This window comes from Streptomyces sp. NBC_00289, from assembly GCF_041435115.1.
GTDB lineage: Bacteria > Actinomycetota > Actinomycetes > Streptomycetales > Streptomycetaceae > Streptomyces.
Map to the genome: position 1 here is coordinate 3717088 of NZ_CP108046.1, position 20538 is coordinate 3737625.

Here is a 20538-nt window from a genome sequence, read left to right on the forward strand (position 1 = left end):
CCGTCATGGCGTCACTTGATCGGCTTCCGCATGTCGGAGCGGATCCGCTGGGTCGCCTCGGCCGCCGCCTCCAGGTCGACCTCGGAGGGGTCCTGCGACATCGTCTCCACGGTCACCTCGGCCACGGAGGCGCCCGTGTTGTCGTCCGCCCAGCCGCACACCGGGACGGTCACTGCCGTGCCGGACTGGCTCCGGGTGAGCACCTCACAGGTGATCGTGACGCCCCCGGAGCCGCTCGGCGGGAAGTCCTTCGGCTGTACGGCCACCTTCGCGTCGGCTCCCTGCGCGGCGCCCTTCATCATGTTCTCGCGGGCCTCGTCGGTGTTCTTGAACCGGCCGTACATGCCCGACACCACCAGGGCGCCCTTGGTCGCGTCGCCGCCGGGGCTGTACTGACCCACCACGCTGCCGGCGACCTTCGCGTCCCAGGCGCCGTCCGCCTCGTCCTTGATCTTCCCGCCCTCGGAGTCCGAGAGGTCCTGGGTGAGTTCGTAACGCCCGTCGACCAGCGTCCTGGGCAGGCTCAGGTCGAACCTGGCCTCGGGGAAGCCGCTGCTCGCCGCCGCACCGATCACCACGAGTGCCACGACGATCGCCACGATCGCGCCGACGACTCCGCCGACGATGCCGAGTACGAGCCCGACGCGGCGCTTCCTGGGCGGCGGGAACACCGGGGGCGCGCCCCAACCGCCGTACGGCTGCGGGGGATACGGGGCCGGGGCGCCGTACGGCGCGGCGGACTGCTGTCCGTACGGCGGCTGTCCGTACGGCGGGGCGGGCTGCTGCCCCTGCGGCGGCTGTCCGTACGGTCCGGCGTAGGGGCCCTGCGGCCGCCCCCCGTACGGGTCTGCCTGCGGGCCCTGCGACTGCGGGCCGTAGGGCCCCTGGGGCGGCTGCCCGCCGTAGGGGTTCTCGGGCGGCTGCCCGCCGTGTGGGTTCTGGGGTGGTGGAGGCGTGGACACGTCAGCACGTTACTGCATGTGAGGGGCGCGTCAGGAGGCGATTCCGCCCGCTTCGATCGCGCCCTCGACCTCCGCCACGCGCTCCTGTTCTTCCGCCGCGAACCGTTCCGCGTCGAGCTTCTCGGCGATCTCCTCGTCCTGCGCCATCAGCAGGTCGAGGCTGGAGTCGCCCAGTTCGAGGACGCCCATGTCGACGTAGGCCTGCTGGAGTCGCTTGCCCCACAGGCCGATGTCCTTGACACAGGGGACGATGCGGGAGAACAGCAGCTTGCGGAAGAGGGCGAGGAACTCGGACTGCTCGCTGTACTCGTCGGCCTCCGCGGCCGGGATGCCGAAGTTGCGCAGCACCTCGACGCCGCGCAGCCGGTCGCGCATCAGGTAGCAGCCCTCGATGACGAACTCCTCGCGCTCGCGCAGTTCGGCGTCGCTCAGCTGCTTGTAGTAGTCCCTGAGCGCCATGCGGCCGAAGGCCACGTGACGGGCCTCGTCCTGCATGACGTAGGCGAGGATCTGCTTCGGGAGGGGCTTGTCGGTGGTGTCGCGGATCATGCCGAAGGCGGCGAGCGCCAGACCCTCGATCAGAACCTGCATCCCGAGGTAGGGCATGTCCCAGCGGGAGTCGCGCAGGGTGTCGCCCAGCAGCGACTGGAGGTTGTCGTTGATCGGGTAGAGCATCCCGATCTTCTCGTGCAGGAAGCGGCCGTAGATCTCGGCGTGCCTGGCCTCGTCCATCGTCTGGGTCGCCGAGTAGAACTTCGCGTCCAGGTCAGGGACCGACTCGACGATCCGGGCGGCGCAGATCATCGCGCCCTGCTCGCCGTGCAGGAACTGGCTGAACTGCCAGGAGGCGTAGTGCCTGCGCAGTTCGGCCTTGTCCCGGTCGGTGAACTTCGCCCAGTGTTTCGTGCCGTAGAGGGACATCGCCTCGTCGGGCGTGCCGAGGGGGTCGTAGGGGTCGACCTCCAGGTCCCAGTCGATGCGTTTCTGGCCGTCCCACTGCTTGTCCTTGCCCTTCTGGTAGAGGGCGAGGAGGCGGTCGCGGCCGTCGTCGTACTCCCAGTTGAAGCGGGCGTCGCCGGTCGCCGGCACCTGCCAGGGGGAGTCTCCCGGTTCCGTGGCGTACAGGTCGTAAGTCGGCATGCCTCGCAGGCTCACACGCGGTAGACGCTTCGTCAACAAGTCCCGCGCGGGGGATTGACGAGCTTGCTGACAGGCAGTCTCATAAGTGCCATGACCACGACCCTCACAGACGCCGAAGCGCTCGACGGGCTGCGTGACGCGCTCGGTCTGCTCAAGGACCGCGAACAGGTGGCCGAACGGCTGCTCGTCTCCTCCGCCAAGCACTCCTTCGACCCCGACACGGAACTCGACTGGGACGCGCCCTTCGAGGAGGGCAAGTGGTTCTGGCCGCCGGAGCTCGTGTCGCTGTACGACACCCCGCTGTGGAAGCGGATGAGCGAGGAGCAGAGGATCCTGCTGTCGCAGCACGAGGCCGCCGCGCTCGCCTCGCTCGGCATCTGGTTCGAACTGATCCTGATGCAGCTGCTGGTCCGGCACATCTACGACAAGGCGGCGACGAGCGCGCACGTGCGCTACGCGCTGACCGAGATCGAGGACGAGTGCCGGCACTCGAAGATGTTCGCCCGGCTGATCTCGCACGGGGACACGCCGTGGTACCCGGTGAGCCGCGCGCACCTGAACCTGGGGCGGCTGTTCAAGACCATCTCCACGACCCCGGGGTCCTTCACGGCGACCCTGCTGGGCGAGGAGGTCCTCGACTGGATGCAGCGGCTGACCTTCCCGGACGAGCGGGTGCAGACCCTGGTCCGGGGTGTGACGCGGATCCACGTGGTCGAGGAGGCGCGGCACGTGCGGTACGCCCGCGAGGAGCTGCGGCGGCAGATGGTGACGGCTCCGCGGTGGTCGCAGGAGTTCACCCGGGTGACGTCCGGGGAGTTCGCCCGGGTGTTCTCCGTGGCGTTCGTCAACCCCGAGGTCTACACGAACGTCGGCCTGGACCGGCGGGAGGCCGTGGCGCAGGTGCGGGCCAGCGGACACCGGCGCGAGGTCATGCAGACGGGGGCGAGGAAACTGACCGACTTCCTGGACGACATCGGGGTGTTGCGGGGAGTGGGGCGGCGGCTCTGGAAGTCGTCCGGGCTGCTGGCGTAGGCCGGGCGCCGGGCGGGGCGGTTACGCTGCCCCATATGACCCCCTCCGCCGCCACCCCCGCGTACCGCCGCCTGAGCGTCGAGGAACGCCGGAGCCAGCTGCTCGACGCCGCGCTGTCCCTTTTCGCGCACCGGGTGCCGGAGGACGTGTCCCTGGACGACGTGGCGGAGGCGGCCGGGGTGTCGCGGCCGCTCGTGTACCGCTACTTCCCGGGCGGGAAGCAGCAGCTGTACGAGGCGGCGCTGCGGTCCGCCGCGGAGGAGCTGCGGCACTGCTTCGACGAGCCGCGCGAGGGCCCGCTGCTCCCCCGGCTGACCCGCGCCCTGGACCGCTACCTCGCCTTCGTCGACCAGCACGACGCCGGTTTCAGCGCGCTGCTCCAGGGCGGCAGCGTTGTGGAGACGTCCCGGACGACGGCCATCGTGGACGGCGTACGGCGGGCCGCGGCCGAGCACATCCTCAGCCATCTGCGGGTCACGGAGCCCGGCCTGCTGCTGCGGATGACCGTACGGATGTGGATCACGGCGGTCGAGGCCGCCTCGCTGATCTGGCTCGACGAGGGCAAGCAGCCGCCGGTGGCCGAGCTGCGGGACTGGCTGGTCGAGCAGTTCGTGGCCGTGCTGTCGGTGACCGCGGGGCGGGACCCGCAGACCGCGGCGCTGGTCGAGGCGCTCGCGGCGGATGGCTGACACTGGTGCCGTGAAGAGCGAAGACATCCCCTTCGAGGGCGGGCCGATGGACGGCCGGGTGCTGCCCGTGCTGCTGGGGCCCACCGGGCAGCCGCCCAAGATCTACCGCATCCCCGTCCCCGACGCCGCCGGCGGCCCGCCCACCGTGCTCGTCTACCGGCGGGAACCGCGCGGGCACAGCAGGCGGCTCGGGCTCCAGCGGGGATGGAAGTACGCCTACGACCCCGAGGGCGGCGACGGCAGGCTCAGATGGCCGTGGACCAGGCCAGACGCCACGCCGGGCGGCAAGCCGGAAGCCACCGACGGGTGACCTGGTTGCGCCGAACCGCGCACACCCGGCGCGCGGACTCGGCGCACGCGTCTGATGCTCGCGATGCGGAACGGAAGGACCGTTGCGCATCGGAGGTGATGACGTGTCAGGAAGGTTCCTGCGTCTGGTCTGTACGGCGGCGGTGGCGGCCGGCACCGTTCTCGCACCGCTGCCGGCGGCGGCCGCACCCGGGCCAGGGGAACCGTCCACGGCCGCACCCGAACCCGGGGAATCCCCCACGACCGCACCCGAACCCGGGGAACCCTCCACGGCCGCGCTGCTGACGGACCTCCAGCGCCTGTACCGGGAGGCCGAGCGGGCCACCGAGGCGTACAACGCCTCCGAGGAGAAGCTGACGAAGCAGCGCGCGGAGGCCGACCGGCTGGAGCGTGAGCTCTCCCGCGCTCGACTCTCCCTGCGCGACAGCCGCGGGGCTGCGGGCAGGCTGGTCCGGCAGCAGTACCAGACCAGCACCGCCCTCTCCCCGTACGTACGGCTGCTGCTCGCCCGCGATCCGCAGCACGCGCTCGACGAGGGCCATGTGATCGGGCAGCTCGCGCGGGAACGGGCCGACACGGTGGGCCGGCTGACCGGGAACGAGCGGAAGGCCGACGGCCTGGCGCGCCGGGCGCGCAAGGCCCTGGACGACCGGCTCACCCTCGCCGAACGGACGAAGAAGGAGCGCGACGCCGTACGCGCGCGGCTCGCGGACGTCGAGGAACTGCTCGCCTCGCTGAGCGCCGAACAGTTGGCGGCGCTGGCGGAGTTCGAGGAGAAGGGGATCGACCGGGCCCAGCAGGATCTCGTCGCCTCCGGCGCGCTGAGCGGCGCGACGGCTGACGACGGTGTCGGAGACGAGAGTGACGGCAAGGCGGGCGGGACGCCGAAGCCGTCGCGGGAGGGCGACCGGGCCGTCCGGTACGCGATGCGGCAGCTCGGGAAGCCGTACCAGTGGGGTGCGGAGGGGCCGAAGTCGTACGACTGCTCCGGGCTGACCTCGCAGGCCTGGGACCACGCGGGGAAATCCGTCCCGCGCACCAGCCAGGAGCAGTGGGCGCGGCTCAAGCGGATTCCGCTGAGCGAACTGCGCCCGGGCGACCTGGTCGTCTACTTCCCCGAGGCCACCCACGTCGCCCTCTACGTCGGCGGCGGGAAGGTCGTGCAGGCACCGCGTCCCGGTGCGCGGGTCAAGGTCTCCCCGATCGCCGCCAACCCGATCCTGGGCGCCGTCCGCCCGGACCCGCACGCGGCACCCCTACGGCACTACACACCGCCGAAGCTCCGGAACCGGAACCGGAACCTGAACCGGAACCTGGACCTGACCGGCACGGCCCACGCGCCCCACTCGGCCCGCCAGGCCCCCTGACGCGGGCCGCAGGGTCGTGTCGACGTGCGGTTCCCGCCGCGTGGGTGCGAGCGGACGCACCCGAGCCGCGGCGGGCACAACGGACCGGCGGTTGACACACCCCCGAGCCGCGACCGGCACACCGGACCGGCGGTGGGCAGACGCGACCGCCGCAGGCACACCGGACCGGCCGGTCGACACACCCCCGCCCCGCGACCGGCACACCGGACCGGCGGTCGACACACCCCCGCGCCGCGGCCGGCACAACGGACCGGCGGTGGGCGGACGCGACCGCCGCAGGCGCAAGCGACCGTGGCGGACGATGCGACCGCGGCGCACTCCGTCCCGCGGCGATCAGCCCGCGGCCACCGAGGCCAGGTAGGCGTCCGTCTTCTCGGGCTCGTAGAAGAAGTTCTCGAAGTCCGCGGGATCGTTGAACCCGTTGGCGAAACGATTAGCCACCGGCTGGAGCTGGCCGGCCGCGCCGATGAGGTTCAGGATGTGCTCCGGCGGCGGAGCGAGCATCGCGTTGGTCCACTTGGTGACGTGCTGGGCGGTGTCCCAGTAGCGGTCGAAGGTGGCCTGCATCCAGGTCCCGTCGAACTCCTTCTCGCCGTGCTCCAGGATCGAGGCGAGGTAGGCGGCCGCGCACTTGGCCGCGGAGTTGGAGCCCTGCCCGGTGATCGGGTCGTTCGCGACGACGACGTCCGCGACACCGAGCACCAGACCGCCGCCGGGCAGCCGGCCGATCGGGTTGCGGACCGTGGGCGCGTACCGTCCCGCCAACGTGCCGCCCGCGTCGGTCAGTTCGACCTTGGTGGCGCGCGCGTACTCCCAGGGGACGAACTTCTTCATGAGTTCCAGGGTCAGGGAGAGGTGCTCCGCCGGGTCCTTGACGCCCTTGAAGACGTCGAGCGGGCCGCCGGGTATGCCCTCCCAGAACAGGATGTCCGCGCGGCCGGAGGTGGTGAACGTCGGCATGACGAACAGCTCGCCGACGCCGGGCACCAGGTTGCAGCGGACCGCGTCGTACTCCGGGTGCTCGGGACGCGGGCCCAGACCGTGGACGTAGGAGACGGCCAGCGCGCGCTGCGGCTCGCCGTACGGCGAACGCGAGGCGTCCCGGCCGAACATCGACACCAGCTCGCCCTTGCCCGCCGACACCAGGACCAGGTCGTACGTACGGGAGAAGTAGTCGAGGTCGCCGACCGCCGCGCCGTGGATGACCAGTTGGCCGCCGCGCTGCGCGAAGGTCTCCATCCAGCCGGCCATCTTCACCCGCTGGTCGACCGACTGCGCGTACCCGTCGAGCCTGCCCACCCAGTCGATCGCGCGCTGCGTCGGACCCGGGTCGTGCGAACCGGGGGCGGCCACGGAGACGCCGAGCCCCTCGATCTTCGGGGCCTGGGACTCCCAGAAGTTCAGCGTGAGATCACGTTCGTGCTGCAGCGCCGTGTGGAACATGCACTGCGTCGACATGACCCGGCCGGAGCGGATCTCGTCCGCCGTCCGGTTCGACATCAGGGTGACCTCGTAGCCGTGCGACTGGAGTCCGAGGGCGAGCTGGAGGCCGGACTGGCCGGCTCCGACGACGAGTATCTTCCGCATGCGGCTGGTGACTCCTAAATCGCGACTACTCGGGGGTTGCGTCGAGCGCGTGGCCCACCAGGGCCAGGAGGGTCTCGATCACCGAGATCCGACGGCGCGCGTCCATGATCATTACAGGTATGTGCGCGGGGATCGTCAACGCCTCCCGCACATCCGCCGGCTCGAACCGCTCACTGCCGTCGAAGTGGTTGACCGCGACGACGTACGGCAGCCCGCAGCTCTCGAAGTAGTCGAGCGCGGGGAAACAGTCCTTGAGGCGGCGCGTGTCGGCCAGCACGACGGCGCCGATCGCGCCGCGTACCAGGTCGTCCCACATGAACCAGAACCGCTGCTGGCCCGGCGTGCCGAACAGGTAGAGCACCAGGTCGTCGTCGAGCGTGAGGCGGCCGAAGTCCATGGCCACCGTGGTGGTCAGCTTCTGCGGTGTGGCGGTGAGGTCGTCGGTGTCCTCGCTCGCCTCGGTCATCAGCGCCTCGGTCTGCAGGGGCGTGATCTCCGAGACGGCGGTGACGAGCGTGGTCTTGCCGACCCCGAACCCGCCCGCGACCACGATCTTCGTGGCGACCGGCGCGCGGGTGCGGTCCGTCTGCCAGGACCTCGGGGGCTCCTCTTCGTCGAGGAGCGGGGAGACGCCGTAGGCGGCGGCGTCAGAGACGACGGAGTCCACTCAGCACCCTTTCCAGCAGAGCGCGGTCCGGACGGCCCGTACCGTGACCGGTCCCGGTGCCGTACACACGAATCTTTCCCTGGTCCGCGAGGTCGCTCAGGAGCACGCGGACCACACCCAGCGGCATCTTCAGCAGCGCGGCGATCTCGGCCACCGTGCGCATACGGCGGCACAGCTCGACGATGGCCCGCATCTCCGGCATGACCCGGCTGGAGAGAGAACCGTTCATCAGTTCCCTGCGCTCCTCGCCGGCTTCGAGCGCGGCGGTGCTCGCGACGAACGTCTCGACGAGCAGGACGTGCCCGAAGCGGGTACGGCCGCCGGTCAGCGAGTAGGGGCGTACGCGGGCGGGCTTGCGGTCGCCGCCGCGTACGGGAAGCCTGGCCGGCATGCTGGCACTGGTGCTCATCGGGCACTCCCCGTCGACTCGGCCTCGAGGGACTGTCGTAGCTCACTGCGGAGTTCGGGCGTCATGACGTGACCGGCGCGGCCCACGAAGAGCGCCATGTGGTAGGCCACCACGCTCATGTCGCAGTCCGCGGCGCCGTGCACGCCGAGCAGTGAGCCGTCGCTGATCGACATCACGAAGAGGCTGCCCTCGTCCATCGCGACCATCGTGTGCTTCACCGGGCCGGACTCCATCAGCCGGGCGGCGCCGATGGTGAGGCTGCCGATGCCGGAGACGATGGTGGCGAGGTCGGCGGAGGAGCCGCGGGGGCCGGTGGGCCGCACCTCGAGCGCCTCCCGTGCCCCGGCGTTGCGGCCGGGGTCGGAGGAGAGCAGGAGCAGACCGTCGGAGGAGACCACCGCGACGGACTGGATGCCCGGCACCTCCTCGACGAGATTGGTCAGCAGCCAGTGCAGATTGCGGGCTTCACTGCTCAGTCCGAAGGTACTGGGCGCGGTCAACTGCTTGCCTCCTCGGCTGTGCCCCCCGTGACTTCTGCGGATTGTGCGGGTCCTGCTGGTGCCGCGGGCCCTGCTGCTCCCGCGGCCGACGCCCCCGTGCGGTCCGGGTGTTCGGCGATCTCCGCCTGTACGTCGCGGTACCCGGCGTCCGCCCCCCGGCGGAAGCCGCCCAGGCGGCGGCGCAGCGCCTCGGCATCGACGGAACCGGTCCGCCTGCGCGGGGCCGTCGCCTGTTCGGTGATCTTCGGGGTGCGCTTGGGGAGTCCCTTGTCGGTGACGGGTTCCTCCGGCGCGTCGGGGACGCGCCGGTGCTCCACCGCCTCCGCGTCGGCCTCTTGCTCGTGCCGCCGTTCGTGCTCGTGCTCGCCCTCGTCCTCGGCGTCTTCGGCGAGGTCGGTGGGTCCGGTCGGGTCGGTCCTGTCCGGGCCGTCCGTGCCGTCCGGGCCTGCTGCCGTCTCCGGCGCCGGGAGCAGGAGTTCCATGGTGGTCTCGGCCGGGGATTCGGCCGGAGTCCTGGCCCGGGTCACGGCCGGGGTCTGGACCCGGGTCCCGACCGGGGTCTCGGCCGGCGTCGTGGCGGGTTCCGGGCTCTCCTCGGCGGGTTCCGGGGTCTGCTCGGCGGGTTCCGGGCTCTCCTCGGCGGGTTCCGGGGTCTGCTCGGCGGCCTGCGGGCTCTCCTCGGCGGCTTCCGCCGTGCGTACGGCCTTCTCCGCGAGCGCGACCAGCGTGTCGTCGCCCGCCGAACGGGCGCTGATCACATTGGAGTTGGCCTCCGCGTCGGCCCCCGGCAGGGAGAACGTGTGCGTGCCGCCCGTCGTGGGCGAGGCGGCCGGGACGGCGGCGGTGGGGGCGGCCGCCAGCAGCGACTTGGGCAGGACGACGACGGCGGCGATCCCGCCCTGCTTCTGCTCGCGCAACTGCACGCGGACGCCGTGCCGGTGGGCGAGCCGGGCCACCACGTACAGGCCGAGCCCGAGCCCTCCCTCGCCCTCCTGGTCGTAGGGCGCCTCCGGGTCGAACTCGCCGAGCCGGGAGTTGAGGGTGCTCATCCGCGCTTCGGCCATGCCGATGCCCTCGTCCTGGACGGAGAGCATGACCTCGCCGTTCTCCAGGAGCCAGCCGGAGACCTCGACGGGCAGGTCGGGTGGGGAGAACGAGGTGGCGTTCTCCAGGAGTTCGGCCAGCAGATGGCTCAGGTCGTCCGCGGCGAATCCGGCGAGGTGCGCGTGCGGTGGCAACGCGGCGATGCGGACCCGCTCGTACCGCTCGATCTCGCTGACCGCGGCCCGTACGACGTCGACGAGCGGGACCGGACCGGCGTGCTGCTGGACGTGCTCGGTTCCGGACAGGACGAGGAGGTTCTCGCTGTGCCGGCGCATGACGGTGGCGAAGTGGTCCAGCTTGAAGAGCGTGGCCAGCCGGTCCGGGTCCTGCTCGCGCTCCTCCAGTCCCTCGATGACGGCGAGCTGCCGCTCGACGAGACCCAGGGTGCGCAGCGCCAGGTTGACGAAGGTGCCGCCGATGCTGGTGCGCAGTCGCTCCAGCTGGGCGCCCGAGTCGGCGAGTTCCGCGCGCAGTTCCTCACGGGCGTCGGCCATCTTCTGCCGCTGGCCGACCAGGTGCTTGCGGTCGGCCTCCAGCGTGGCGACGCGGTCGTGCAGGGCGGCGGCGTGTGCGTGCAGGGCGTTGACGGACCGTACGACCTGGGCGAACTCGTCGTTGCGCCCAGTGAAGGCGACGGCTTCCTCGGCGGTCGGGTCCGGCGCCTGCGCGAGCCGGGCCGAGCCGCGGCGCAGGACGGACAGCGGGCGCGTGAGCGTGCGGGCCATGGCCGTGGCGATGCCGACGGCGAGCAGCACCAGGGCGCCGAGGACGGCGATCCGGATCTCCAGCGCCGTGACGTCGTCGTCGCGCAGCTGGGCGAGTTCCTTGGTGCGGCGGTCGAAGAGCGCGGACTCCGCACCGCGCATCAGGTCGACGCGGGCGGAGAGGGCGGCGTCGGCCTTCTTGGTGCTGGTGCCGAGTTCGCCGTCCGAGAGGGTCGGCTGGTCGGTGAACGAGGCCAGGTACTTCTCGGCGGAGTTGACCTCGGGTCCGGTGACCGCGGAGTCGTACGAGGTGCGGGCGGCCTGGGACGCGGTGTCGTGGAAGTCGGCGAGGGCCGCGTCGGAACGGAGGCGGGCCTGCTGGGCGGCGGCCGTGAGGGCGTCGCGCTGCTTGGCGTCGGCCTCCGAGGAGTCGGTCGTGGTGGTGGGCAGACCGGTCGCGGGGTCGATCACGGTCTGCGTGCGCCGCGGCACGTTGAGGGCCGCGAGGAGCAGCCCTCGGGCCGCGGCCGCCTGCTGGACGGCGGAGTCCAGCTCGGCCAGCGCGTAGGCGCCGGAGCCGGCCCGCGGCGGCGTCCGCTGGGCCAGTTGTTCGGCGAGCCCGTGCAGTTCGGTGATGGCGGCGGAGTAGGCCTGGTGTGCTTCGAGGGCGCTGCTCTTGCCGGTGAGCGCCGCCCGGCGCACGGTCGCGATGTTGTCGAGGTCGGAGCGCAGCGAGGCGGGTGTGTCGGTGTCGGTGCGCAGTTCCTCGACCTGCCGGTCGACACGGGCACCGCGCTGCTCCGAGGGCGCCTTGGACTTGGCGCGGCCGGCCGCGATGTACGAGGTGACCTCGTCGCGCTCGTCGGCCAGCGAGTGGGCGAGCGAGAGGGCGTCCTGGGTCTGCTCGGCGAGCGTCACCAGGTCCTGGGAGTCGTTCAGTTGCCCCGAGGCATCGATGAGGGACGGGGCGCCGGCGCCTGCGATGGCCGCGGCCACGACGGCCACGACGGCCACGGCGAGGATGAGCCGGGTGCGTACGTGGGTGGGGCGACCCTTGCCGACCGGCGCGCTCGGGCTGCCGGCGGCGCCGGGGGTGCTTGCGGCGCCGGGGGTGCGCTCAGCGCCGCCCTCGGAGGCCGTCTGCCTGCCTGTGCGACGAGGCCGCGTCTTCTGCACCGGTGCTCGCATTCCTGACTCGTCCTACTCATGGACCCGCGTGACGCTGCGTCAACTCCTGCCGACTGTGCGCACGCCCTCCCCCGCGCTCGAGGTCACTCGCACGGGGGGACCCGCATCGGTCCCCGACCCTCCCAGTGCCGGTGGGCGGCGGTCCTGCATCACCTGCCCCGCCACCCGAAGGAGTGAACCCCGGAGAAGAGCGGCCGGGCAAGTTTCCCGGGCGCGCGCGAGGGGCGTGCGCGCCGGGCCGGTTGGACGTCAGCGGCGGCCGGTGGCAGGATTCGCCGCCACGTCTCGGCGGAGCGAATCATTCCACCCCAAACCAGGCGCCTGACCTGCACGGGCACGTCAATTCCGTGACTGATGGCAGCCTTTGATGGATGTCGTGAAGGGCTCGTGCAGACTGGCCGGATGCGCACTGAACTTGTTTCGGAGCCCGGCGATCCGGCCCGCCCCAACGAGGACTTCTCCGCCGTCGCGCTACCGGCCTCAGGACTGGGCGGCGCACTGGTGGTCGCGGACGGGGTGACGCCGCCGCGGACGGGGACGGGCTGCCTGCACTCCGTTCCCTGGTTCACCGGCCGCCTCGGCGGCGCCCTGACCGAACTGACCGTTTCCCGGCGAGATCTGACGCTGTCCGAGGTTCTCTCCCTGGCGATCCGTCGAACAGCCGAGGGCCACGAGGGGTCCTGTGACCTTTCTCACCCACGAACACCGCAGGCGACGGTGGTGGCGGCCCGCTGGTCACCGGAGACGGTCGAGTACCTGATCCTGTCCGACTCGACCCTCCTGGTGGAGTCCCCCGAGGGAGCGGTCACGGCACTGCTGGACGACCGCCTGTCCCGTCTGCCGCGCGCCGCTCTCGCCACGGACGCCCTGGTGGACGCCACGCTCCGCAACAAGGAGGGCGGCTTCTACACGGCGGCGGCGGATCCGGCGGTGGCGGAGCACGCCGTGACGGGGTCGCTGCCGCGCGCGGAGGTGCGGTCGCTGACCGCGCTGACGGACGGGGCGACGCGATGGGTGGAGAAGTTCCGCGAGGGCGACTGGGCGGACTGCTTCACCCTCGTACGGAAGAAGGGTCCGCAGGAGCTGGTGGACCGGGTACGGGCGCTGGAGCGGGCGGACGCCAAGGCGCGGACACATCTGGGGCGGAGCAAGACGCACGACGACGCGACGGTCGTGTACGCCGAGCTGTGAGGCGGCCTGCGGGTGGGGCCGGGGATGAGGTGCGGGGGCGCTCTGCCGCGACGCGCGGGGCGCGGGGCGCGGGGCGCGGGGCGCGGCCGTGGAGCGGCGCGCGACTGGGCGGTGTGGGGCGGTGTGGGGCGGCGCAGGGCGACGCGCGGGTGGGCGCCGCAGGGCGACGCGCGGCTTGGCGCCGCAGGGCGACGCGCGGCTATTTCTCCATTCCCTGGTTCAACTGCTGCAGCAGTCGCGCCAGTTCAGCGACCTCCTGCCGGTCCCAGTGGGACAGCTGGCTGACGTAGCGTGCCCGGCGGGCCTCGCGGACCTTGCCGACGCGGGTGCGGCCCTCCTGGGTGAGGTGGACGAGCCAGGCGCGGCCGTCCGCCGGGTCCGGTTCGCGGGCGACCAGGCCGAGGTCCTCCAGGGCGCGCAGCTGGCGGGACATGGTGGCCTTGCCGACGCCGATGTACGCGGCGAGTTCGGTGGCGCGCTGGCGGCCGCACTCGTCCAGGCGGACGAGGAGTCCGTAGGCCGCCGACTCCAGATCCGGGTGGACCTCGCGGGCCATCTCGCCCTGGTTGGCGCGGGCGCGCCGCAGCAGCACCGTCAACTCACGTTCCAGGGAGAGGTACTCGGGGTCCACCGGGGGCATGGCGATCCGGTTGACGTCCAGCTGGTCCACACCATTCGGTGACTCACCGGGTTCGACCCGGCGTCCGTCACCGTTCGCGTCTTCGTGCACGTCAGTCCCTGCCTCGGTTGTCCCCGTGGTGAACGTTTCCGCCAAGAGCCGTCATCGGGCGCGGCTCGGCAAGTATTTCGCAGGCTTGGACCATTGGCAGCCTCCGGGGCCTGTTCCCACCTGGTGTTTCCCGTGCGTGGCCGCCCCAACGGCCCCGGTAATGGCATGACCATGATGAACCAGGTGACGGTTCACCCGGCAGAGGCCCGCCCCGTACCGCACCGCACACGACCGCCGACCGCTCACCAGGCACGGCGAAGGCCCGGGCCTCCCTCACGGGACCCGGGCCTCCACTGTCCGGCCGCGTCCGTCACGCCGCTACCGGAACCTCCGACTCCGCGCCGTTCACAGCCGGCGACAGAGCCAGTTCCAGGACCTGGCGGACATCCGTGACGGCGTGGACGTCGAGCTTGTCCAGCACCTCCGCCGGGACGTCGTCCAGGTCGGGCTCGTTGCGCTTGGGGATGATCACCGTGGTGACACCCGCCCGGTGCGCGGCGAGCAGCTTCTGCTTCACACCGCCGATCGGCAGCACCCGGCCGGTCAGCGAGACCTCGCCGGTCATGGCGACGTCCGTGCGGACCAGGCGGCCGGAGAGGAGCGACGCCAGCGCCGTCGTCATCGTGACGCCCGCGCTCGGGCCGTCCTTGGGGACCGCGCCGGCCGGGAAGTGGATGTGCACACCCCGGTCCTTCAGGTCGCCGACGGGCAGCTCCAGCTCGGCGCCGTGGGAGCGCAGGAAGCTCAGCGCGATCTGCGCCGACTCCTTCATGACGTCGCCCAGCTGGCCGGTCAGGGTCAGTCCGGCCGCGCCCGTCTCCGGGTCGGCCAGGGAGGCCTCGACGAACAGCACGTCACCGCCCGCGCCCGTGACCGCGAGACCCGTCGCCACGCCCGGCACGGCCGTCCGGCGCTCGGCCGGGTCCTGAGCGGACTCGGGCACGTGGTGCGGCCGGCCGATCAGCTCGCGCAGGTCGCCGTCCCGGATGGTGAACGGCAGCTCCCGCGCGCCCAGTTCGTGCTGGGCCGCGACCTTGCGAAGCAGCCGGGCGATCGACCGCTCCAGGGTGCGGACACCCGCCTCGCGCGTGTACTCGCCGGCGAGCTTGCGCAGGGCGCTCTCGTCGAGCACCACCTCGTCCGTGTTCAGACCGGCCCGCTCCAGCTGGCGCGGGAGCAGGTGATCCCGGGCGATGACGACCTTCTCGTCCTCGGTGTAGCCGTCCAGGCGGACCAGCTCCATACGGTCGAGCAGGGCCTCGGGGATGGCTTCGAGCACGTTGGCGGTGGCCAGGAAGACGACGTCCGACAGGTCCAGCTCGACCTCCAGGTAGTGATCCCGGAAGGTGTGGTTCTGGGCCGGGTCCAGGACCTCCAGGAGCGCGGCCGCGGGGTCGCCGCGGAAGTCCGAGCCCACCTTGTCGATCTCGTCCAGCAGGACCACCGGGTTCATGGACCCGGCCTCCTTGATCGCCCGGACGATCCGGCCGGGCAGCGCTCCGACGTACGTACGGCGGTGGCCGCGGATCTCCGCCTCGTCGCGGACGCCGCCGAGGGCGACCCGGACGAACTTGCGGCCCATGGCGTGCGCCACGGACTCGCCGAGGCTGGTCTTGCCGACGCCGGGCGGTCCGACGAGCGCGAGCACGGCACCGCCGCGCCGCCCGCCGATCACACCCAGGCCCCGGTCGCTGCGGCGCTTGCGCACGGCCAGGTACTCGGTGATGCGCTCCTTCACGTCCTCCAGGCCCGCGTGCTCGGCGTCCAGGACCGCCTTGGCACCCTGGATGTCGTACGCGTCCTCGGTGCGGTCGTTCCACGGGAGTTCGAGCACGGTGTCGAGCCAGGTACGGATCCAGGAGCCCTCGGGCGACTGGTCGCTGGACCGCTCCAGCTTGTCGACCTCCTTGAGGGCGGCCTCCCGGACCTTCTCGGGCAGGTCGGCGGCCTCGACACGGGCGCGGTAGTCGTCCGACTCCTCGCCCTCCTGCTCGCCGTTGATCTCGCGCAGTTCCTTGCGTACGGCCTCGAGCTGGCGGCGCAGCAGGAACTCGCGCTGCTGCTTGTCGACGCCCTCCTGGACGTCCTTGGCGATGGTCTCGGCGACGTCCTGTTCGGCGAGGTGGTCGCGGAGTTGCTGGGTGGCGAGCTTGAGGCGGGCGACCGGGTCGGCGGTCTCCAGCAGCTCCACCTTCTGTTCGGTGGTCAGGAACGGCGAGTACCCGGAGTTGTCGGCGAGCGTGGAGATGTCGTCGATGGCCTGCACCCGGTCGACCACCTGCCAGGCGCCACGCTTGCGCAGCCAGGCGGTGGCCAGGGCCTTGTACTCCTTCACGAGGTCGGCGACGTGACCGGGCAGCGGCTCGGGCGCGCTCTCCTCGATCCTCGTTCCCTCGACCCACAGTGCCTTGCCCGGGCCGGTCGTACCGGCACCGATCTTCACGCGGCCGCGGCCACGGATGAGCGCGCCGGGGTCACCGTCGGCCAGCCGGCCGACCTGCTCGACGGTGCCGAGCACACCGGTGCCCGGGTACGACCCGTCGATGCGCGGCACCAGCAGGACCCTGGGCTTGCCGGGCTCCGAGCGGGCGGCGACCTGTGCGGCCTCCACCGCGGCGCGCACGTCGGCGTCGTTCAGATCGAGCGGTACGACCATTCCGGGCAGCACGACCTCGTCGTCGAGCGGCAGCACAGGCAGAGTGAGCGGTGTGGACGTCGAAGCCATGATCTCCCCTTCGGCATTCAAGTTGAGCTATGCCGACTCAATGCACACGCATCGACGAATGTTCCCCGGGAGGCCACGCGTTCGCTGTGGGCGATCAAGCCGCTCACAGCCGGTCCCCCTACCTGCGGTCCGCCGCAGGGGCCGCGGTCCGCGTCCGGTGGTGCCGTCGGATCACCGGCCAGGTGGCGATGCCGGTCACCAGCGAGATCAGATGGCCCCAGTTCGTCATCGGGTCCGTGAACGCGAGCAGGTCCAGGACCAGCGCCCCGCCGAAGACCGCCAGGAGCGGCCAGCGCAGCCAGGGCGTGAGGAGTCCGGCCAGGGCGCCGGTGGCGGCGGCCACGCCGAAGCTGACGCCGTAGTCGAGACGGTGCAGCGAACTCTCGGGGAGGTGGCCGGCCAGGACGGCGAGGCCCACGGGCACCTCGGTCGCGAGGGTGGCCAGGACATGGCCGAGAAGGAACACGCCGGCCGTGCGCGGGCCGCCGACGCGCCGCTCCAGCGCGGTGAGGACCAGGACGAGACCGAGCGCGTACGGCGAGGTGATCCCGCCCGCGACCCACAGGGCGCTGGCGAACAGCACCAGCACGGGCGTCCGCACGAGGTGCGCCACGTCGGTGCTGGACCCCTGGTGGAGGGCGTGCACGAGCGCCGGGTCGGCGTGGGCGGTGACGGCCGAGGTGACGACGAGGACGAGCACGAAGGCGAAGGTGACCGGCGTCGAGGCGGGCGTGGGCAGCAGGCGCCACGGGCGGGGGAAGCGGCGGGGAACCGCCGGGGCGGTGGCCCTCCCGGCGTTCGCCGTCGCGGGCGGCGTGGGCAGCAGGCGCCATCGGCGGGGGAAGCGGCGGGGAACCGCCCGGGCGGTGGCCGTCCCGGCGTTCGCCGTCGCGGGCGGGGTGGTGACAACCGCCCGGGCGGACTCGACGGACCCCTCGGACTCGGCGCAGCCGGCGGACCCGGTGCCCTGTGCGGCGGCACCACGCTGGCGTGGCACCCCGTCCAGGAGCCCGGACTCCGTCGGCGGGCACGCGCCGGACGGCGGGAAGGGCGCCGCCGCGTCGGCGGTCTCGGTCGATTCCACGGTGAGGAGCCCCTTCCGTCACACCCCACCCTTCGCGCCCCGCACCGGCACTGTCTATGACCGGCGCCACGCACCGGGCGATTCACAGGAACTTCCCAAGCGCCTGAACATCCGCGGGCGGGCAGCCCGCGCGTGAGCAGCCCCGCGCGCACGCGTCACCCCGGGCAGGCCGCCCTCCGGATAATTCGCCCGCCCCTCCCCCGCCCGACTGCCAGGATGGGCCGATGCCCCTCTCGTACTCGTACGACACCCCCGAAGTCCTGGACCGTCGCGAGGGCCCGTACGGCGAGGTCGTGTTGCGGCGCCACGGCGAGCTGCTGCAGATCATCGCCAACGGGTGCTTCCTGATGGACACCTCCGACGGACGGTCGGAGCGGCTGCTGATGGACGCGGCGCTCGACGCCCTGGACGGGCGGCCGGCGCCCCCGGCCCGTCCGAGTGTGCTGATCGGCGGACTGGGCGTCGGATTCTCGCTCGCACACGCGGCGGCGAACCCGCGGTGGGGCCGGATCACGGTCGTCGAGCGCGAGCCCGCCATCGTCGACTGGCATCGCGGCGGTCCGCTGTCCGCGCTCTCGGCGCCCGCCCTCGCCGACCCGCGCACCGGGATTCTGGAAACGGACCTTGTCGCATTCGTCAATGAGACATGCGCCACGTACGACGCGCTGTGCCTGGACATCGACAACGGGCCCGGCTGGACGGTCACCGAGGGCAACGACAGCCTCTACTCCGTCGACGGACTGGCCAGCTGCGCAAGGGTGTTGAACCCGGGTGGCGTGTTGGCGGTGTGGTCGGCGCGGCCATCTCCGGAATTTGAAGGATCCCTACGGAATGCCGGGTTCCAACAGGTGCGTACCGAAGAGATCCCGGTTGCCCGGGGCGTTCCCGACGTCGTACATCTCGCCGTCCGACCTGGATAGCAAAGGCGCGGTCACTCCCCGTACGCTGCCTACCTGACGCCGATCATTCAAGCGTCAATCGCAGTCATGCGCAGACAAGGGGTCACCCCACTGATCCCGGAAAGCAACTCAGGGGCGGGCGATGGAGCAGACACACACCTCCCACAACGGTACGGCGGCGGCCCCCGGCGCTCAGCGCCGGGTTCTGGTCGTGGAGGACGATCCGACGATCGTGGACGCCATCGCGACCCGCCTGCGCGCCGAGGGATTCCTCGTGCAAACGGCGGGCGACGGTCCGTCAGCGGTCGACACGGCCGAGGCCTGGCAGCCCGATCTGCTGATCCTCGACATCATGCTGCCCGGCTTCGACGGCCTGGAGGTCTGCCGCCGTGTGCAGGCCGCGCGTCCGGTGCCGGTGCTGATGCTGACCGCCCGCGACGACGAGACCGACATGCTGGTCGGACTCGGCGTGGGCGCCGACGACTACATGACCAAGCCGTTCTCGATGCGTGAGCTGGCCGCACGGGTGCACGTGCTGCTGCGCCGCGTGGAGCGGGCCGCGATCGCGGCCTCGACCCCGCGCAGCGGAATCCTGCGGCTGGGCGAGCTGGAGATCGACCACGCGCAGCGCCGGGTGCGGGTGCGCAGCGACGACGTGCATCTGACGCCCACCGAGTTCGACCTCCTGGTGTGCCTCGCCAACACCCCCCGCGCGGTGCTCTCCCGTGAGCAGCTGCTCGCCGAGGTGTGGGACTGGGCGGACGCCTCGGGTACCCGGACCGTCGACAGCCACATCAAGGCGCTGCGGCGGAAGATCGGCGCCGAGCGGATCCGCACGGTGCACGGTGTCGGTTACGCGCTGGAGACGCCGACGCCATGAGCGACGGGCCGGCCCCACGGAGAAGCCCCGGGGAGCCCTGGGGGGGCGTACGCCCGTTCTCGATCAAGACCAAGCTGGGCGCGCTGGTCGTCGTCTCGGTGCTGATCACCACGGGGCTGTCGGTGATCGCGGTGCACACCAAGACGGAGCTGCGCTTCATCACGGTCTTCTCGATGATCGCCACACTGCTGATCACGCAGTTCGTGGCGCATTCGCTCACCGCGCCGCTGGACGAGATGAACACGGTGGCCCGGTCCATCTCGCACGGCGACTACACCCGCCGGGTACGTGAGAGCCGGCGCGACGAGCTGGGCGACCTGGCCCAGACGATCAACGTGATGGCCGACGAGCTGGAGGCGCAGGAGCTCCAGCGCAAGGAGCTGGTGGCCAACGTCTCGCACGAGCTGCGGACGCCCATCGCGGGCCTGCGCGCGGTGCTGGAGAACATCGTCGACGGGGTCCAGCAGGCCGACCCCGAGACGATGCGTACGGCCCTGAAGCAGACCGAGCGGCTGGGCCGGCTGGTGGAGACGCTGCTCGACCTGTCCAGGCTGGACAACGGCGTCGTACCACTGAAGAAACGTCGCTTCGAGGTGTGGCCGTACCTGTCGGGCGTCCTGAAGGAGGCCAACATGGTCGCCTCCGCGCGCGCGGGCATCGCCTCCGGCTCCGGCAACCACACCCGTACGGACGTCCATCTGCACCTCGACGTGTCCCCGCCGGAGCTGACCGCGCACGCGGACCCGGAGCGGATCCACCAGGTCGTGGCCAACCTCATCGACAACGCGGTCAAGCACAGTCCGGCGCACGGCCGGGTGACGGTCAGGGCGCGGCGCGGGCCGCTGCCCGAGTCGCTGGACCTCGAGGTGCTGGACGAGGGCCCCGGCATCCCGAGGTCGGAGTGGCGCCGTGTGTTCGAGCGGTTCAACCGCGGCAACGTCAGCCGGCCGCACGGGCCCGGCAGCGACGGCGGCACGGGCCTCGGCCTGGCGATCGCCCGCTGGGCGGTGGATCTGCACGGCGGCCGGATCGGTGTGGCCGAATCCGACCGGGGCTGCAGGATTATCGTCACTCTCCCGGGAGAGTCTTCCGTCCCAAGTTGACGTAAAGTTCGAACCGGAGCCACAAGATCCACGCGCTTCCGCGCTGACGGACACGTGTGATCAGGCAGAGGCCTGCGCCTGGTGGGCGCCGGACCGGGGCCGACGCACCCTCCCGCGTCCCCTCTGTTGCACAACCGCGCTTGTTTCCCGCCATTTCAAGCCCCGAAACCCGCTCTTTGATGTGACTTACGCGACGATGGACCAGCCCGGCCTGACCTCCACCCTCTGGGGGGCGTAGCCTTTATTCCCGCTGTCCATCACCTTGTGA

At 71.7% G+C, this 20538-nt stretch carries 18 protein-coding genes; 8 read left to right on the forward strand and 10 right to left on the reverse strand.

Going from position 1 to position 20538, the window contains the following annotated elements; genetic code table 11:
* Positions 1 to 11: 11 nt before the first annotated feature.
* Complete coding sequence (locus OG985_RS16820; protein ID WP_371669151.1) at positions 12 to 962, reverse strand: hypothetical protein; 951 nt, start codon at positions 960 to 962, stop codon at positions 12 to 14.
* Between the two features lie 30 nt (positions 963 to 992).
* Positions 993 to 2102, reverse strand: coding sequence for a ferritin-like domain-containing protein (locus OG985_RS16825; protein WP_371669152.1), 1110 nt, complete (start codon positions 2100 to 2102; stop codon positions 993 to 995).
* A 90-nt stretch (positions 2103 to 2192) separates the two neighbouring features.
* Between OG985_RS16825 and OG985_RS16830 the strand changes: the two genes are divergently transcribed.
* The 4 genes from OG985_RS16830 to OG985_RS16845 all read left to right on the forward strand — a co-directional run bounded on the left by OG985_RS16830 (position 2193) and on the right by OG985_RS16845 (position 5499).
* Positions 2193 to 3134 carry a diiron oxygenase gene (locus OG985_RS16830; RefSeq protein WP_371669153.1) on the forward strand — a complete coding sequence of 314 codons (942 nt, stop codon included), beginning with the start codon at positions 2193 to 2195 and terminating at the stop codon, positions 3132 to 3134.
* A 35-nt stretch (positions 3135 to 3169) separates the two neighbouring features.
* Positions 3170 to 3823, forward strand: coding sequence for a TetR/AcrR family transcriptional regulator (locus tag OG985_RS16835; protein ID WP_371669154.1), 654 nt, complete (start codon positions 3170 to 3172; stop codon positions 3821 to 3823).
* On the forward strand, positions 3816 to 4133 hold the full coding sequence (locus tag OG985_RS16840) for a hypothetical protein (protein WP_371669155.1): 318 nt from the start codon (positions 3816 to 3818) through the stop codon (positions 4131 to 4133). The genes OG985_RS16835 and OG985_RS16840 overlap by 8 nt, the downstream gene beginning before the upstream one ends.
* Before the next feature lie 103 nt (positions 4134 to 4236).
* Entirely contained in the window at positions 4237 to 5499 is a 1263-nt protein-coding gene (locus tag OG985_RS16845) for an NlpC/P60 family protein (RefSeq protein WP_371669156.1), read from the forward strand.
* 333 nt (positions 5500 to 5832) lie between these two features.
* Here the strand turns inward: OG985_RS16845 and OG985_RS16850 are convergent, their stop codons facing one another.
* From OG985_RS16850 to OG985_RS16870, 5 genes are read right to left on the reverse strand one after another with little or no spacing between them, the layout of a single operon-like run.
* A complete protein-coding gene (locus OG985_RS16850) occupies positions 5833 to 7086 on the reverse strand; it encodes a styrene monooxygenase/indole monooxygenase family protein (protein WP_371669157.1) in 1254 nt (417 codons plus the stop codon).
* 25 nt (positions 7087 to 7111) lie between these two features.
* Positions 7112 to 7753 (reverse strand): ATP/GTP-binding protein, encoded by a 642-nt coding sequence (locus OG985_RS16855; protein ID WP_371669158.1) that lies wholly within the window; start codon positions 7751 to 7753, stop codon positions 7112 to 7114.
* Positions 7734 to 8162, reverse strand: coding sequence for a DUF742 domain-containing protein (locus OG985_RS16860; RefSeq protein WP_371669159.1), 429 nt, complete (start codon positions 8160 to 8162; stop codon positions 7734 to 7736). Before OG985_RS16860 ends, OG985_RS16855 begins: the two co-directional genes overlap by 20 nt.
* The gene (locus OG985_RS16865; RefSeq protein ID WP_371669160.1) at positions 8159 to 8662 is read right to left on the reverse strand and encodes a roadblock/LC7 domain-containing protein; all 504 of its coding nucleotides are present in this window, start codon (positions 8660 to 8662) and stop codon (positions 8159 to 8161) included. The genes OG985_RS16860 and OG985_RS16865 overlap by 4 nt, the downstream gene beginning before the upstream one ends.
* Positions 8659 to 11658: a nitrate- and nitrite sensing domain-containing protein gene (locus tag OG985_RS16870; protein ID WP_371669161.1), complete on the reverse strand. Its 3000-nt coding sequence runs from the start codon at positions 11656 to 11658 to the stop codon at positions 8659 to 8661. The genes OG985_RS16865 and OG985_RS16870 overlap by 4 nt, the downstream gene beginning before the upstream one ends.
* 402 nt (positions 11659 to 12060) lie before the next feature.
* On the opposite strand from OG985_RS16870, the gene OG985_RS16875 reads away from it, so the two are divergent.
* The gene (locus tag OG985_RS16875; protein WP_371669162.1) at positions 12061 to 12849 is read left to right on the forward strand and encodes a hypothetical protein; all 789 of its coding nucleotides are present in this window, start codon (positions 12061 to 12063) and stop codon (positions 12847 to 12849) included.
* Positions 12850 to 13048: 199 nt separating this feature from the next.
* On the opposite strand, the gene OG985_RS16880 is transcribed toward OG985_RS16875, so the two are convergent.
* The 3 genes from OG985_RS16880 to OG985_RS16890 all read right to left on the reverse strand — a co-directional run bounded on the left by OG985_RS16880 (position 13049) and on the right by OG985_RS16890 (position 17388).
* Positions 13049 to 13579 (reverse strand): MarR family winged helix-turn-helix transcriptional regulator, encoded by a 531-nt coding sequence (locus tag OG985_RS16880; RefSeq protein ID WP_371669163.1) that lies wholly within the window; start codon positions 13577 to 13579, stop codon positions 13049 to 13051.
* Positions 13580 to 13889: 310 nt separating this feature from the next.
* A complete protein-coding gene (gene lon / locus OG985_RS16885; RefSeq protein ID WP_371669164.1) occupies positions 13890 to 16304 on the reverse strand; it encodes an endopeptidase La in 2415 nt (804 codons plus the stop codon).
* Between the two features lie 118 nt (positions 16305 to 16422).
* On the reverse strand, positions 16423 to 17388 hold the full coding sequence (locus OG985_RS16890) for a rhomboid-like protein (RefSeq protein WP_371669165.1): 966 nt from the start codon (positions 17386 to 17388) through the stop codon (positions 16423 to 16425).
* Positions 17389 to 17612: 224 nt separating this feature from the next.
* Between OG985_RS16890 and OG985_RS16895 the strand changes: the two genes are divergently transcribed.
* From OG985_RS16895 to OG985_RS16905, 3 genes are all read left to right on the forward strand, one after another.
* Positions 17613 to 18308 carry a spermidine synthase gene (locus OG985_RS16895; protein ID WP_371669166.1) on the forward strand — a complete coding sequence of 232 codons (696 nt, stop codon included), beginning with the start codon at positions 17613 to 17615 and terminating at the stop codon, positions 18306 to 18308.
* A gap of 121 nt (positions 18309 to 18429) precedes the next feature.
* Complete coding sequence (locus tag OG985_RS16900) at positions 18430 to 19167, forward strand: response regulator transcription factor (RefSeq protein ID WP_371669167.1); 738 nt, start codon at positions 18430 to 18432, stop codon at positions 19165 to 19167.
* On the forward strand, positions 19164 to 20270 hold the full coding sequence (locus OG985_RS16905; protein ID WP_371669168.1) for a sensor histidine kinase: 1107 nt from the start codon (positions 19164 to 19166) through the stop codon (positions 20268 to 20270). The genes OG985_RS16900 and OG985_RS16905 overlap by 4 nt, the downstream gene beginning before the upstream one ends.
* Positions 20271 to 20538: the final 268 nt, after the last annotated feature.

Coding starts and splice junctions, on each gene's coding strand:
- OG985_RS16905 (WP_371669168.1), top strand. CDS start 19,164: ATGAGCGACGGGCCGGCCCCACGGAGAAGCCCCGGGGAGCCCTGGGGG.
- OG985_RS16825 (WP_371669152.1), bottom strand. CDS start 2,102: ATGCCGACTTACGACCTGTACGCCACGGAACCGGGAGACTCCCCCTGG.
- lon (WP_371669164.1), bottom strand. CDS start 16,304: ATGGCTTCGACGTCCACACCGCTCACTCTGCCTGTGCTGCCGCTCGAC.
- OG985_RS16900 (WP_371669167.1), top strand. CDS start 18,430: ATGGAGCAGACACACACCTCCCACAACGGTACGGCGGCGGCCCCCGGC.
- OG985_RS16840 (WP_371669155.1), top strand. CDS start 3,816: ATGGCTGACACTGGTGCCGTGAAGAGCGAAGACATCCCCTTCGAGGGC.
- OG985_RS16875 (WP_371669162.1), top strand. CDS start 12,061: ATGCGCACTGAACTTGTTTCGGAGCCCGGCGATCCGGCCCGCCCCAAC.
- OG985_RS16850 (WP_371669157.1), bottom strand. CDS start 7,086: ATGCGGAAGATACTCGTCGTCGGAGCCGGCCAGTCCGGCCTCCAGCTC.
- OG985_RS16870 (WP_371669161.1), bottom strand. CDS start 11,658: ATGCGAGCACCGGTGCAGAAGACGCGGCCTCGTCGCACAGGCAGGCAG.
- OG985_RS16835 (WP_371669154.1), top strand. CDS start 3,170: ATGACCCCCTCCGCCGCCACCCCCGCGTACCGCCGCCTGAGCGTCGAG.
- OG985_RS16860 (WP_371669159.1), bottom strand. CDS start 8,162: ATGAGCACCAGTGCCAGCATGCCGGCCAGGCTTCCCGTACGCGGCGGC.
- OG985_RS16830 (WP_371669153.1), top strand. CDS start 2,193: ATGACCACGACCCTCACAGACGCCGAAGCGCTCGACGGGCTGCGTGAC.
- OG985_RS16895 (WP_371669166.1), top strand. CDS start 17,613: ATGCCCCTCTCGTACTCGTACGACACCCCCGAAGTCCTGGACCGTCGC.